This window comes from Anaerocolumna chitinilytica (genome assembly GCF_014218355.1).
GTDB classification, from domain to species: domain Bacteria; phylum Bacillota; class Clostridia; order Lachnospirales; family Lachnospiraceae; genus Anaerocolumna; species Anaerocolumna chitinilytica.
Map to the genome: position 1 here is coordinate 938,233 of NZ_AP023368.1, position 14,839 is coordinate 953,071.

Below are 14,839 nucleotides of genomic sequence, written 5' to 3' on the forward strand. Positions count from 1 at the left end.
ATAGGAGGGACACAGAGAAATAATCATGAAGAACAGAAGCTATATAGCAATCGACTTAAAATCTTTTTACGCTTCCGTCGAGTGTATTGAACGAGGCCTTGATCCGCTGACTACTAATCTTGTAGTAGCAGACGCAAGCCGTACCGAAAAGACCATCTGTCTTGCTGTCTCTCCCTCTCTGAAAGCCTATGGAATTCCCGGCAGGGCAAGATTGTTTGAAGTTGTAGAAAAGGTCAGGGAAGTGAATGCAGCACGGCTGCTTAAAGCCCCGGGACGCGCCTTTTCCGGTGACTCTTTCATAGATACTGAAGTGAAAGCCTCACCAAGTATCGCACTGAACTATATTGCTGCTCCGCCAAGAATGGCGTATTATATTGAGTACAGTACGAAAATTTACAATGTCTATTTAAAGTACATCGCACCGGAAGATATTCATGTCTACTCAATCGATGAGGTACTTCTTGATGCCACCGATTACCTTGGCACCTACAACCTTTCAGCCCGTGAGCTTGCCACAAAAATGATAATGGACGTTCTCAATACAACCGGGATTACAGCAACAGCAGGTATTGGCTCAAATCTCTATCTTAGCAAGATTGCTATGGATATTCAGGCAAAACACATCCCTGCTGATAGTAACGGCATGCGAATTGCTGAGCTGGATGAGATGAGTTACAGACATTCTCTGTGGTCACATCAGCCGTTAACAGACTTCTGGCGGGTAGGAAAAGGATATGCCAAGAAGTTGGAAGAGCAAGGTCTCTATACGATGGGAGATATCGCAAGATGTTCTATCGGAAAGCCTTCCGATTACTACAATGAAGATTTATTGTACAAAATGTTTGGTATCAATGCGGAATTGCTGATTGATCATGCCTGGGGTTGGGAGCCATGTACGATTACAGATATTAAAGCGTATAAGCCAAGCACTAACAGCATTGGCTCAGGACAGGTGCTGCATAGTGCCTATTCCTATGACAAAGCCAAGCTGGTTGTGAGGGAAATGGCAGATCTGCTTGTACTTGATCTGGTGGATAAAAGACTAATGACTGATCAGCTTGTTTTAACCGTCGGATATGATATAGAAAATCTGGCAAATCCGGAGATAAAAAAGTCCTATCGCGGAGAAATCACCACTGACCACTATGGGCGTTCCGTACCAAAATCCGCCCATGGCTCAATAAATCTAGGAAGACACACCTCTTCTACAAAACTAATTCTGGATGCTATTACCGAGCTTTTTGATCGTATCGTTGATAATAATCTCCTTGTCAGAAGAGTCAATATCACTGCGAATCATGTTATTGATGAAGCAGCTGTTCAAAAGATGGAAAGCTTTGAACAGCTTGATCTTTTTACGGACTATAAGACAGTACAGGCAAAAAAAGAAGAGGAAGAAGCTAAACTTGCACGGGAAAAGAAGTTACAGCAAGCCATGTTAGAGATAAAAAAGAAACATGGTAAGAACGCTATCTTAAAGGGTATGAACTTTGAGGAAGGAGCTACCACTGTAGACCGGAACAAACAGATTGGAGGACATAAAGCATGAAAAAGACCTATGACGATATTATCGATCTGCCACACCATATCTCTGCCAAACATCCTCAGATGACAGCCCTTGACCGGGCAGCTCAGTTCTCACCTTTTGCCGCACTGACCGGATATGATTCTGCCATCAAAGAAACTGCAAGGCTGACAGACGAAAGAGTAAAATTGGATGAATATATGAAGGACATTTTAAGCGCTCGGCTGCAAATTATAACAGATGGGATAAAAGAGCATCCTGAAATTGTAATCACCTATTTTCAGCCGGATACAAAGAAGGATGGCGGGACTTATGTTACTATAATCAGTACCGCTAAAAAGATAGATAAATATGGGCATAACGTTGTTATGACCGATGGTACAGAGATTCCAATAGATGACATAATCAGTATAGAGGGGCAGATATTCGAAACTATGTATAATGGATAAAAGACAGTAAAAATTTTGCTTTTAATAGATATCTTTCAATAGCCTGAAATCGAATCATGGAGGATACAAAGTGATAGTACAATTTAATAAATTTGATAAATTGCAATTTGAAAAGTTTAAAGATTTTAGCATACATGAATATGCAAAGGATTTCATAAAATCAAATAATTACACAGAAGAAATGGCATTAAAAAGAGCTGAGGAAGACATGAATAATATTATTCCCCAAGGGTTAGATACACCGAATAACTATTTCTTTTCAATTGTAAATGAAAACAAAGAAGACGTAGGGTACATTTGGTATATGCTTGAGGGTAATAAAGATGCATTTTTATGTGACTTATATATAAAGGAAGAATTCCGAAGAAAAGGGTATGCTGGGCAAACACTAGAACGTATGGAATATGAAGTGAAAAAGCTTGGCTGCAAAACAATCACCTTAAATGTTTTTGATTTTAACATAGAAGCAAGAGGTTTATATGAAAAATGCGGCTATAAGCTAGGGGTAATAGTGGAAGATGGATGCAGATATTTAAGGAAAGAGTTAAACTAAGAGGGGTTTATAAAAATAAAGGAGAACAATAATAATGAATATACATACTAAAAGGTTACTGCTGGCACCGTTAGGGCCTCAATATCTTATGTCTACGCACAAATATTCAAGTGATTTGGAAAATACGAAGTATATGATGTTTTTGCCCAATACTGATATCGAAGAAACTAAGAATTTCCTGGAAATGGCACATGTAGAATGGCAAAAACCCAATCCTGCATTTTATGAATTTGCTATTCTGCTGGATAGTCAGCATATCGGCGCTATCAGTATTTATATCAATGAAGGGAATACAGAGGGTGAACTTGGCTGGATTATAGGCAAGGAGTACTGGGGGAATGGCTATGTTCTTGAAGCAGCAAAGGAAATCATAAACTTTGCAAAGAATGAGTTGAATATAAAGAAGTTCATTGCACACTGCGATAGTGAAAATGTTGCATCTTATAGAGTGATGGAGAAGTTGGGCATGAAATTGGAAAGTAAAACGAAAGGTCGTCGGAATAAGGCTTCCGAGGAAGAAAGAGAAGAACTAAGTTATGTTCTTGAGCTTGCGTAACGACAGAAGATATGTAAGGTAGAGTAATAGTATTAAACAAAAGAATTGAAAGTGAAAGGGTCAATATGAAAGTTGCCAGAAATAAATATGACTATATTATAAATATATTATCTGTACTATGCCTGTTAGGGGTATCGATTTTTTTGCTAGTATCCTGGGATAAGATACCTGTAAAAATACCCGGTCATTATAATTTTGCAGGGAAAATCGATAAAATCACTGATAAAAGCTCATTAAAAGTACTGCTGGCGGTTAATTGGGGATTGTTTTTATTTCTCTCTCTTATAGAAAGATTTCCCGGGACATGGAATACCGGAGTACAAGTAACAGAGCGGAATAGAGAGAAAGTATACAGAATCTTAAAAAACATGCTGGGGACATTAAAATTGTGTGTAGTTTTAGTTTTTTCTTATATCATTTTACATTCAACTTCAGCGGAAAATATGCCATTGCTGTTTGTGCCGGTTTTCATAATTTTGTTATTTGGTTCAATCGGTTTTTTTGGCTATCAGCTGAAGAAAGCTTAAAGTGTACCAATACCGCTGGTTAAGACCGAATAAGAAGGAGTAATAGTTATGATAACAAAAGAAATATATGGTGAAAATAAATTTGTGAGTTATTCAAAAGAAAGAACAGGCTGCCGTGGAATTTTACTGAAAGATTCCCAGATTCTCTTAGTTCATGAATTAAAGAATGACTTTTTTATGATTCCGGGTGGAGGGCTGGAAGAGGAGGAAAGCCTAGAAGATTGTTGTGTCAGAGAACTGCAGGAAGAGACCGGATATATCGTTAAGACAAGCAGGGACGGTGCGTATCTTCAAATTAACGAATATTATGAAGATTACAAATACATAGACTATTATTATATTTGTGAAATTATAGGAGAGTCATCTACAAACTTAACCGAAATGGAAGCAGAAAGAAAGCTGGTAGCAGAATGGGTTGATTTTGATACGGCACTGGAGATATTTTCACGTCATCAGGAGTATGCGTCTACCTACGAAGAGAAACGTGGAGCATATCTTAGAGAATATACCGCTTTGCAATTATTATAGAAGAAGCTATTATTATAGAAGCAGCTATTTTTATAGAAGCAGCCTTTATTAAATCATCAATACCTTATTTGCAGTTATCTTACGGATAACTGCTTTTTAATGTTAATATCCGGATACTGCCATAGGGATACTGTCATAGCCTAAATAAAAACTTGCGGAAGTAATAATTTTAATTTAAAAGATATCTGGTAGTTTGGATAAAACTGGAGTATAATATTCTAATTCGGAATCACAGAACCCTGACTTTAAATGGATATATGGACAAACTATCTACATTTATAGTAACAAGTAATAGAAATATTATTTATAGGATAGGAGGATTAATATGGCAGAAATTATTAAGGTTTATAAGGAACACTTACCGGCAATGCGTTTTATTGGTAAGAGATATACAAATGCCGATAGGGGTAAGGACGGCGGCTATGGATATAAGTGGGGAGAATGGTTCGAAAATGGGTGGTTTGAAGAACTGGAGAAATTAGGCTCCCTAGAAAATGTTGAAAATGGTTACTTGGGCTTTATGCGTTGTAATGGTTCAGACTTTGAAAATACTTTTGAGTATTGGATGGGTTTGTTCCTTCCGACAGATACTGAGGTACCGGAAGGATACGAGTTTATTGATCTGGAAGAAAGTGATGCAGGTATATGCTGGATTAAAGGGTCAGACAGTGACGGCAGTATCTACAATATGAACGATGAATGCATAGCAGAATTTCAAAAAAATAATATGGGGAACTTTAAAAGTGATGATGAAAATAGGGCTTATATCTTTGAAAGGTACAACTGCCCGCGTTTTACACAAAAAGATGAACAAGGAAACGTCATTTTAGATTACGGAATCTATTTGGCTTGAGGTAATTTATATGTTCAGAGAAATGGTGGATGAGGATTTAGAATATGCCAGGTGCATGTTATTAAGAATCAATCATAGTGCAGCTGATATATTTTATAGGTCTTATAGGGCGGGAAGGGTATCTAAAAAATTCATTCTTGAGCAGGAGTATAATCACGGGGTTTTTACTGTTGTTGAAGGCGACACCTTTTATTCCTTTCAACTATCTTTTGAAAATGATGTGAGTGACTATGAAGTTATAAAATTCATAGAAGTGGAATTGAATTATTTCGTCAGTGTACAAGAGAATAAAGATATCTATGTTAATTTTAATGCTTATAATGAAGCACTAGTAAATTATTTTATGGAATACGGTTTAGTAAGAGATGCCCTTGGTTTCGAGTTTTATATTACAAAAGACTCAGTTAAGGTAAACAGACTGAAAGATTTTACCTTGAGACCAGATATGAGTGCTAAAAATTATGAGGAGGAACATTCTCTAAAATACCTAAAATTATTAGATGAAGCTTTCAGAAAGCAGCAGATAGCGTGTAAGGAAGATCAAGATATCTTCAGTAAGAATCATGAGGGAAATAAGGCATGGTTAAAAGGAATGAAAGAAAATGATTTTAAAACTTTTTGGATAAATGATGATTTAGTCGGCTTATATATAGTTAATGAAAATTATATTGATATCATTGCAGTACATCCTAATTATGAAAGGAAAGGTTATGGAAGTGATATTCTAAACTATTGCATAAAAGATAGGATATATGAAAATTACTTTGACAATTTATATTTAGCGACTTACTACCAGAACAGAAAAGCTCAGAGATTATATCTTAAGAATGGTTTTAAGGTCAGGGGCTTTAACTGTGAAAATACTTACAGAGGTTAAGTTGCCGTTTTTAAGGAGAATCATATATGAAGATGTACATGTCAGTGTTTCGGATACGATTTGTGAACAGCCTTCAATACCGTGCTGTTACCTTCGGAGCAATTATAACAAGGTTTGGATGGGGTATCATGGAAATATTGGCATATTCGATGCTTTACCGGACGGGTCATAATGTTTTCCCTATGGACCTCTCACAAACGGTTTCTTACATATGGATGCAGCAAATATTTATAGTTCTGTTTTCGGTGGTATTCCAAGATGGTGAAATCTATTCTGCAATTGGAGATGGTTCTATTGCATATGAACTTGTCCGGCCGATGGATTTATATGGCCGCTGGTATTGTCAGTCGGCGGCGAACCGAGTAGCATTTACAGTAGTAAACTGCGTGCCTGTTCTATTGGTTGCATTATTGATTCCAAAGCCTTATCGGATGTCCCTGCCCCTTGTCAGCGGACAGTTTTTCTTATTTTTAATATCTATGATACTTGCCTTAGGCGTTGTAGTGGCATTTGCTATGCTTATGTATATTTCTCTGTTCTATATACTATCTCAAAGAGGTGTTAAGATAATCGTAACAGCATTGACAGCGTTTTTATCGGGAGGAATAATACCTTTACCCTTTTTTCCGCCCTCAGTGCTTGCTATTGTTAAATTACTGCCCTTTGCGGCAATGCAAAATATGCCCCTTCTTATATACAATGAGAGTATTGTTGGGGTGGAAGCCTTAAAGGGGATTGCTTTTCAGATATTCTGGCTTGCAGCACTGTTTCTTATCGGTAAGTTTACCATGCAAAATGCATTAAAAAGAGTAGTGGTACAAGGCGGATAGTAGGAAAAATTGAAAAGCATTTTTCCTACGCAAGTTCGTGCCTGCGAAATCCTCGGCACGAACTTGTTGGGGAAGGAGAGCTTTTTGGGAAAAAAATAAGAAGCATTTTTCTACCCAAGTACGTGCCTACGAAATCCTTGGCACGAACTTGTTGGGGAAGGAGAGCTTTTTGGGGGGAAATTGAAAAGCATTTTTCAAGGAGAGCTTTTTGGGGAAAAATTAAGAAGCATTTTTCAAGGAGAGTTTTTTGGGGGGAAATTGAGAAGCATTTTTCCTACGCAAGTTGGTGCCTGTGAAATCCTCGGTACGAACTTGTTGAGATAGATGGAGATAAGAGAGAAAGGGTATGGTGTTTAAGATGAAGTTATACTTAAATTATATATGTATGAACTTAAAGAGCCAGATGCAGTATAAAGTATCCTTCTTTTTAACGATATTCGGGCAATTTATTACAGCTTTTACGGCCTTTTTTGGATTATATTTTATTTTTTCCAGAGTCAGTGCAGTAGACGGTTTTACGAATAGGCAGGTGTTCTTGTGCTTCGCGGTAATTATGATGGCCTTTTCTCTGGGAGAGATGTTTGGAGGTGGATTTGCCGTATTTTCACGTTTGCTTGGTAACGGAGAATTCGACCGTGCTCTTGTCAGACCTAGAAATATTTTGTTACAAATATTGATGCCCAACATGGATTTTACAAGACTCGGCTTACTGTTACAGGCTATCTTTGTACTATGTTATGCGATTCCAATCAGTGGTATTGTGTGGACTTGGCAAAAGGTCGTGACGCTCGGTCTAATGATACTTTGCGGAAGTGCTCTGTTCTTTGGATTATTCCTTATAAATGCAGCATTTTCCTTTTTTACGATTGAAGGCTTGGAGTTTATGAATATTTTTACCTATGGGGCACGGCAGTTCGGCAGATTTCCCTTCTCTGCCTATGGGAACGGAATTCTGAAGTTCCTTACCTTTGTAATACCGCTGGCTTTAATTCAATATTATCCGCTGCTCTATTTATTGGATAAAGAGAAAAATGTTCTTTTTATGTTCTTTCCGGTAGCAGCATTGCTTTTTTTAATTCCCAGTTATGGATTCTTCCGATTTGGCTTAAGCCATTACAAATCAACAGGGTCGTGACAAGAGCATAAGAACAGGAGGTTTCATGTATGAGAAGGCTTCTTCTTACTTCGGCTGGATTAACGAAAAACCTTGAAGTATTTTTCTTTGATAAAATACAGAAAAGGGCATGTGATATTAAAGTTATCTTTGTTCCTTCTGCCTCAATTATGAATGACGGTGCAAGAGAAGGGATATCGCTGTGCATTTTCAATCTGATGAATATGGGAATATTGGAGGAAAACATCTCTGTTTATCATTTGGGATATCTGTTATCTAAGAATTATACAAGGACATACTCATCAGAGGTTACGGATATCCCGCCTCTCTATCGCCTTCTATCTGTAGATGAGCTAAATCATTATGATTTGCTGGTTTTCAGTGGAGGTGATTCTGCTATTCTGCTTTCAGAAATTAATCGGACTGGATTTGATGAAGTCATAAAGGGAAGTGTAGAAAATGGACTGTTCTATTTGGGAGTAAGTGCTGGGAGTATGGTTACTGCCGGGAATTTTCCTGATAGTTTAGGATATATAAGGAATGAAATCCATGTCCATTGCAAGGAAGGGACCAACTGCGGTGATCTGCCGAAAGATAACCCAGTTTACCTGGCAGATACACAGGCTATCTGGATAGAAGGCAATTCTGTACAGATTATTGACTGAAGCAAATAGATAGTTAAGGATCTGTTTTTTAGGATTGACAGCGGATCGTAATAACAATATAATATTCATATCAAAAATATTTGATTTGAGGTGATGGAGATAGAAAGCGAACATGTTAAAAACGCCAGAGTATTTAAGGCATTCTGTGATGAAAAACGGCTTGGGATACTGGAACTTTTACGCAGCGGTGAAAAGTGTGCCTGCGTTTTAATTGAACAGATGGACATCGGCCAATCCTCTTTATCCTACCATATGAAGATCCTTTGTGAATCCGGCATAGTAGACAGCAGGCAGGAGGGTAAATGGACACATTATCGTTTAAGTGAATCTGGCAGCAGATATGCAGAAGAACTTTTAAATAAACTAACCACTCCTTATGAGGAGCAGCAGCCTGACCGATGCTGTGATTAAGATAACCATCAGTGTGATGGTTTTTCTTAAGTATAACATATCAATATTTTTTGATATGAAAACATAAACTTTATAGAATTAAGGAAATACTATGGAGTTTAAGGCTTTATTATGTTAATCCCGGCTACAAATGAGATAAAAAATAATTTTTGAAATTGAGGAGGTTTAAAATTATGGAACGAACGGGTGGCAAACTATCTTTTTTGGATCGTTTTCTGACATTATGGATCTTTATTGCCATGGCAGTAGGAGTCGGCATCGGCAACTTTTTTCCAGGTGCTGCTACAGCAATAAACAGTCTAAGTTCAGGGACTACTTCCTGGCCTATAGCAGTGGGTTTAATCTTAATGATGTATCCGCCGTTGATTAAAGTCAAATACGAAGAGATTGGAAAAGTGGCGGACAATAAGCAGGTATTTGGGTTTTCTTTGCTGCAGAACTGGATCATCGGACCGGTTCTGATGTTCCTGCTTGCCCTTCTATTCTTACCGGACCAACAGCAATATGCAGAGGGAATCATCATAATAGGACTTGCCAGGTGTATTGCTATGGTAATTATCTGGAATACCCTTGCAAAGGGGGATAACGAGTACTGCGCCGCACTGGTCGCGCTGAATGCATTCTTTCAGATACTGCTTTACTCAGTATATATCTGGCTGTTTCTTACAATAATTCCTCACGCTCTGAAGCTCTCCTGGACAGGAGCAGCTGTTCACATCTCTGTGGGAGAAGTCGCAAAAAGCGTGCTGACTTATTTGGGAATCCCGTTTATCTGCGGGATTATCACACGTTTTTCCGTTATACATTTTAAGGGCAGAGAGTGGCTTAATCATACCTTTATTCCGAAGGTTTCACCTCTTGCACTGGGAGCATTACTTTATACAATCATCATTATGTTTATGATAAAAGGGCAGTTAATTGTAAGATTGCCTTTTGATGTGGTAAGGATAGCTATTCCCCTATTAATTTATTTTATTTTGATGTTTGTCATCAGCTTTTTTATCTCTTATAAAAAGGGATTTCCTTATAAACAAACTACAACACTATCCTTTACAGCAGCCAGTAATAACTTTGAACTTGCAATAGCAGTATCCGTTGCTGTTTTTGGAATCGGATCCGGCCAGGCTTTTGCCGCCGTCATCGGACCGTTAATTGAAGTGCCGGTTATGATTATACTGGTACAGCTTTCACTCTATCTAAAGGATAAATTTTTTGATCAACAAGGCGTGCCATTTAAGAAAGGAGAGAAGAATGGACAATAAACCAAAAGTCGCATTTATATGCGTCCACAATTCTTGCCGAAGTCAAATAGCGGAAGCATTGGGGAAATATCTTGCTGGGGAAGTATTTGAAAGCTATTCTGCCGGTACGGAAACAAAGCCTCAGATTAATCAGGATGCAGTTCGCATTATGAAAAAGTTGTATGGTATTGACATGGAGAAAACACAATATTCAAAGCTTTTAGCAGATATTCCTGAGGTAGATATTGTTATTACCATGGGCTGTAATGTACAATGTCCTTTTCTGCCCTGCAGGCACAGGGAAGACTGGGGACTTGAAGACCCCACAGGGAAATCTGAGGAAGAGTTTGTCAAGGTGATTGAGGAAATCAATAAAAATATTCAGGTCTTAAAAGAGCATATAAAAAAAGGGAAATATTGAATTTGCATTCCGATATTATGGTGTATTACATGTGAATATGGTAGATTTATGTATATTAATGTATTATACTGACAGTAATAAGTACTAACACCATACTAATGAGAATAAAAGGAGACATCTGAATGTTAAACTTTTTAAAGAAATCAAAACCCAGTAGTCCTGTATATAAGTGTATACTTTGCAATAATACATTTACGGAATCGGAAATGTCTCCTGTGGATTCCCTATGCGATGCCTGCAGTTGTGAAGCAAGTGATAACTTTAAATCTCTTATAAATAAAATAGAGAAGCTTCAAGAAATGGATGAAGAAGCGGGGAACGCAGGAAATCTTCGTGGGCAAATGAGTTTTTATAAACTTATACTAAAATATATGTATGATTATAAAGAAGCTTACTATGATAAAGGGATTAACCTGGTTAGTCAAGATTTCAATCAGATGATTCAAAATGCTCAGATGGTCTATGATGGGGTATTGGAAATCCTGTTAGAAGATAGCAAGCAAAGAAATATAATATTGGAAGAGGATAATATACCATTGACCGATGAACAATGGTTTCAACTTCTGGGAGAACAACATTCGGCTATTGATAAAATTCTTAGTATGTGTGACACGATGGATAGAGTGGGGATTGGTTTTTCAGATGGACGGTCCGTGGGGACACAATTCCTTGAAATGGCTATAGAACTCCTCATTTATTTATCTGTTGTAGATGGTGAGATAGATGAAGTAGAAAAGCAGATTATAATGGAATTATTGCAAGTTGATGACATTGACTATTACATCCAAGCTGTTGAAAAACGTGTTAAAGAAAATGGGCCATATTCTTTGGAAATTCCTGAATGCATGGATGTTTTTATTAAAGCTGATCAAAAATTAATACGGAATGGTTCAGATAGTGCGGCTGCTATCAGCGTCCTGATTCTGTTAAAAGAAATGGGAATACTCTTTTTATATAGAAGCTGTTCGGATATTGTTCCTGAAAAGATAGCTGAATTGTATCAATATCTGTTGAATATCAATAACTTGCTTGCAATGAATTATTTGCCTATGGACAGCCTAGAAGAATTTTGTGAAGCAGAAATAGAGGAAGTGGCTGTAAAAGATTTAAATACCCAGGATACTCAGGAGAGTCTTGAAGAGTTAATGGCAGAATTGAATGGGTTAATTGGACTGGATCGTGTAAAAAGCGATTTAAACAGTTTGATTAATTTAATAAAAGTGCAAAAAATGCGTGAAGAGAGAGGATTTAAACGTATTCCAATATCCTTGCACCTGGTTTTTTCCGGTAATCCAGGAACAGGAAAAACAACAGTAGCGAGGCTTCTGGCTAGAATATATAAGAGTTTGGGCCTTATCTCAACAGGACAACTGATAGAAACCGACAGGTCAGGACTGGTTGCTGGATATGTAGGTCAGACAGCTATTAAGACCCAGGAAATCATCAGCAAAGCTAAGGGCGGGATATTATTTATTGATGAGGCTTATTCTTTGACGGAAAACGGTGGCAACGAAGATTACGGGCAAGAAGCCATTGATATACTTGTTAAAGCAATGGAAGATGGGCGTGCTGACTTAGTGGTAATTGTAGCGGGCTATCCAAAGGAAATGGAAAATTTCTTAAATTCCAATACCGGATTGCGCTCTCGATTTAATAAGTTTATTGAGTTCGATGATTACAGTGCGGAGGATTTAATACTGATTTTAAAAACAATGTGTACAAAAGCTGGTCTTACATTATCTGATAAAGCGGAACAGCAAGCATATTCCTACTATGTCAAGCAGAAAAGCATGCATCTGCCTGCTTTTGCAAATGCCAGAGATGTTAGAAATTACTATGAGAAAGCACTGGTCAATCAGGCAAACAGATTATCACGGGTTGAGAATGTGACTGACAGTATGTTATTCTCAATAGAATATGATGATTTGGTTTCTATTGCTTTAGAAACAGAATAATAAAATAATGGAGTTCAGCATATGAAATTCGGAAAAATTATTGGTATCGGTAATACAGCAAGCGTATACGAATGGGAAGAAGGTAAAGTACTTAAACTTTTTCATAAGGAGTACCCTGATGAAGCAGTAGAAAATGAATATCGTAATGCAATGTTAATAAGAGATATGGAATTTGCAAAACCTAAGATATATGAAATAATCTCTTATGAAGGCAGAAAAGGCATTATATATGATAAGATAGAGGGAGAATCATTGCTGGATTGGGTCATGAGAACTCGCGATGTACAAAAATGTGCTTCCTATATGGCAACACTTCATAAAACAGTTGCCCAGAATACTATTTGCAGTGTAGCAGATTACAAGGATTTTCTGAAGCAATTTATACCACAGACCTCATTACCAGCAGAGGAACAGGATAATTTATTGCAGATGATAGATCAACTACCAAATGGAAACACCTTATGCCATGGAGATTTCCATCCGGGTAATATCATATTGTCAGCAGGAGATGCCTATATAATAGACTTTATGAATATCTGCCATGGCGATTATTTATACGATGTTGCAAGAACGGTATTATTGGTGGAATATACACCGGTACCTCCGGAGGTAGAAGATAAAGAGATGATTCTCAGTTTAAAGAAGTCGCTGACAGATTTATATCTATCCTATATGAATGTAACCAGAGAGATGATAAAGGACTATTTAACCGTTCTTATTGCGGTAAGAAAAGGGGAATGTCCCAACGAATAAAGAAATAAAATAACTGTAAGATAATATTAAACAAAGTCTATCGTTGGAAATATTTACAAAATTGTAGATATAAGCTAAAATATTCTTATTATCGTAAAATTCTACAGAAGGAGATTATATGTTAATAAGAAAAAAGGTAATACCTATTATATCTGGTTTAGTCATTATGGGATTTAGCATTATTTATATATATCAAAATGTGAATAATCAAACGAAAATATCAGATGCAAGTAGTGTAACAAGTATGAAAGATGATGCTGATGACGAACCAATTCACGTAAAGGATATGAAATCCTTAGATGACATTACCGATGATATGATAATACAACGCACGGTAGGTTATAATACTAAAAATTATAGCAGCTCGTATTCTGACAATAATTTTGAAATTAGTGTTGGTACCTTTAGTGGATGTGATTTTAGTAAAATCATTCATACAGAACAGGAATCAAAAGTAACAATACATTATTCAACAACCATGAAGAAAGATTCTATGAGACTGGATTTGATTGTAGATGATAAAATTATATCCATTCCTATTGACCAGAAAGAATTTACTTATACACTACCTAAAGGGGATACAGTTATCGCATTAACAGGCTATAAGGCAAGTGGTAAAATTGAGATGTCTTTAGATACGAGTACTGGAGTCAAGTTTATACAAGATACAGATTTTTAGCCAAGTGAGATAAATTTATCAAAACTTTCTTCAAAAAACGTTATTTTTTTCTTTGGAATTAATATCTGATTTCAGCTTTCTAACTTTATACTCTAATACAATAAATGAGATAATCATTAAGAGAGCGTTAAAAATAGCAGTAGCATATTCCATAGTATCATAAGAAATTGCTTTTCTCCTAAAAAATAGTAATAAAATTGTAAGTACAAAAGATATGAGTCCAGTTATTATAAATACCTTTGGCCCAAATTTTTGAGCATAAATCCAATGTTGCTTAGACTTATAGGCAGAAGGTATCTGAAATCCTGTCATAAGAAATTTACCGCCTGGTTTATCAAGAGGCATAACTTTAAATATCAAGCCAAGAAAAATGATAAGCAAAGGGCGAAAAAGTAATATGATCATAATGCTACTCCTAAAACTTACACATACTATGGATTATGGAAAATTCATATAACTATTATACCAAATTTAAACAAATATATAAATGTGAAAGTTAATGAAAATATTCGGTGCAAATTAAAAGTAGCGTAAAAGTTGCGTGGAAAGAAATTATATGTTAAAATACACATTGTGCCATAAATCGTGTTAATCGATAAACCCAAGAAAACAGTAGGTTTTCAAAAACCCCCATGATGTCAAAACCATGAGGTTATACAATCTTCTTTATAAAAAAGCAAACACCCCGTTACGCCTTTGCAACGGAGTGTTCACTAAAAAGGGGAGGATAAGTATTTAACTTTTCTTTGGTATTGTCTGTGCAGAAACTGCACAAGGCGGACATCCTCTTGCTGGAGGGGGGGTCCAACGAGTTGATGGTACCTTAATCTAGTTCGGATTGGAATTAGATTAACTATAGTATGATACAGTATTTCTAAGATTATACATAAATAAAAAAGATT

At 36.7% G+C, this 14,839-nt stretch carries 18 protein-coding genes; 17 read left to right on the top strand and 1 reads right to left on the bottom strand.

The genetic code is table 11. The annotated features are described in order from the left end of the window. Nucleotides 1-25 precede the first annotated feature (25 nt). From bsdcttw_RS04145 to bsdcttw_RS04225, 17 genes are all read left to right on the top strand, one after another. Nucleotides 26-1,549 carry a Y-family DNA polymerase gene (locus bsdcttw_RS04145; protein ID WP_185258149.1) on the top strand — a complete coding sequence of 508 codons (1,524 nt, stop codon included), beginning with the start codon at nt 26-28 and terminating at the stop codon, nt 1,547-1,549. Then, a complete protein-coding gene (locus tag bsdcttw_RS04150) occupies nt 1,546-1,974 on the top strand; it encodes a hypothetical protein (protein ID WP_185258150.1) in 429 nt (142 codons plus the stop codon). Before bsdcttw_RS04145 ends, bsdcttw_RS04150 begins: the two co-directional genes overlap by 4 nt. 70 nt (nt 1,975-2,044) lie before the next feature. Beyond that, nucleotides 2,045-2,527, top strand: a complete 483-nt coding sequence (locus bsdcttw_RS04155) for a GNAT family N-acetyltransferase (protein WP_185258151.1) — start codon at nt 2,045-2,047, stop codon at nt 2,525-2,527. A 34-nt stretch (nt 2,528-2,561) separates the two neighbouring features. Further along, on the top strand, nt 2,562-3,083 hold the full coding sequence (locus bsdcttw_RS04160) for a GNAT family N-acetyltransferase (protein ID WP_185258152.1): 522 nt from the start codon (nt 2,562-2,564) through the stop codon (nt 3,081-3,083). A 65-nt stretch (nt 3,084-3,148) separates the two neighbouring features. Next, entirely contained in the window at nt 3,149-3,610 is a 462-nt protein-coding gene (locus tag bsdcttw_RS04165; protein WP_185258153.1) for a DUF1648 domain-containing protein, read from the top strand. Between the two features lie 48 nt (nt 3,611-3,658). Further along, entirely contained in the window at nt 3,659-4,138 is a 480-nt protein-coding gene (locus bsdcttw_RS04170) for an NUDIX hydrolase (protein WP_185258154.1), read from the top strand. Between the two features lie 325 nt (nt 4,139-4,463). Next, a complete protein-coding gene (locus bsdcttw_RS04175) occupies nt 4,464-4,991 on the top strand; it encodes a hypothetical protein (RefSeq protein WP_185258155.1) in 528 nt (175 codons plus the stop codon). A gap of 10 nt (nt 4,992-5,001) precedes the next feature. Beyond that, nucleotides 5,002-5,868 (top strand): GNAT family N-acetyltransferase, encoded by an 867-nt coding sequence (locus bsdcttw_RS04180; RefSeq protein WP_185258156.1) that lies wholly within the window; start codon nt 5,002-5,004, stop codon nt 5,866-5,868. 26 nt (nt 5,869-5,894) lie between these two features. Further along, nucleotides 5,895-6,698: an ABC transporter permease gene (locus bsdcttw_RS04185; RefSeq protein WP_185258157.1), complete on the top strand. Its 804-nt coding sequence runs from the start codon at nt 5,895-5,897 to the stop codon at nt 6,696-6,698. 346 nt (nt 6,699-7,044) lie between these two features. After that, a complete protein-coding gene (locus bsdcttw_RS04190; RefSeq protein ID WP_330602365.1) occupies nt 7,045-7,833 on the top strand; it encodes an ABC transporter permease in 789 nt (262 codons plus the stop codon). 29 nt (nt 7,834-7,862) lie between these two features. Further along, entirely contained in the window at nt 7,863-8,477 is a 615-nt protein-coding gene (locus bsdcttw_RS04195) for a Type 1 glutamine amidotransferase-like domain-containing protein (RefSeq protein ID WP_185258159.1), read from the top strand. A 93-nt stretch (nt 8,478-8,570) separates the two neighbouring features. Then, nucleotides 8,571-8,888: an ArsR/SmtB family transcription factor gene (locus bsdcttw_RS04200; protein ID WP_197979823.1), complete on the top strand. Its 318-nt coding sequence runs from the start codon at nt 8,571-8,573 to the stop codon at nt 8,886-8,888. A 173-nt stretch (nt 8,889-9,061) separates the two neighbouring features. Beyond that, complete coding sequence (gene arsB, locus bsdcttw_RS04205) at nt 9,062-10,150, top strand: ACR3 family arsenite efflux transporter (RefSeq protein ID WP_185258160.1); 1,089 nt, start codon at nt 9,062-9,064, stop codon at nt 10,148-10,150. Beyond that, nucleotides 10,140-10,550: an arsenate reductase ArsC gene (locus tag bsdcttw_RS04210; RefSeq protein ID WP_185258161.1), complete on the top strand. Its 411-nt coding sequence runs from the start codon at nt 10,140-10,142 to the stop codon at nt 10,548-10,550. The genes arsB and bsdcttw_RS04210 overlap by 11 nt, the downstream gene beginning before the upstream one ends. Before the next feature lie 122 nt (nt 10,551-10,672). Then, nucleotides 10,673-12,505: an AAA family ATPase gene (locus tag bsdcttw_RS04215; RefSeq protein WP_185258162.1), complete on the top strand. Its 1,833-nt coding sequence runs from the start codon at nt 10,673-10,675 to the stop codon at nt 12,503-12,505. A gap of 21 nt (nt 12,506-12,526) precedes the next feature. Further along, on the top strand, nt 12,527-13,258 hold the full coding sequence (locus tag bsdcttw_RS04220; protein ID WP_185258163.1) for an aminoglycoside phosphotransferase family protein: 732 nt from the start codon (nt 12,527-12,529) through the stop codon (nt 13,256-13,258). A gap of 118 nt (nt 13,259-13,376) precedes the next feature. Continuing rightward, nucleotides 13,377-13,937 (top strand): hypothetical protein, encoded by a 561-nt coding sequence (locus bsdcttw_RS04225; protein WP_185258164.1) that lies wholly within the window; start codon nt 13,377-13,379, stop codon nt 13,935-13,937. A gap of 30 nt (nt 13,938-13,967) precedes the next feature. Here the strand turns inward: bsdcttw_RS04225 and bsdcttw_RS04230 are convergent, their stop codons facing one another. After that, a complete protein-coding gene (locus tag bsdcttw_RS04230) occupies nt 13,968-14,342 on the bottom strand; it encodes an SdpI family protein (protein WP_185258165.1) in 375 nt (124 codons plus the stop codon). Nucleotides 14,343-14,839 lie beyond the last annotated feature (497 nt).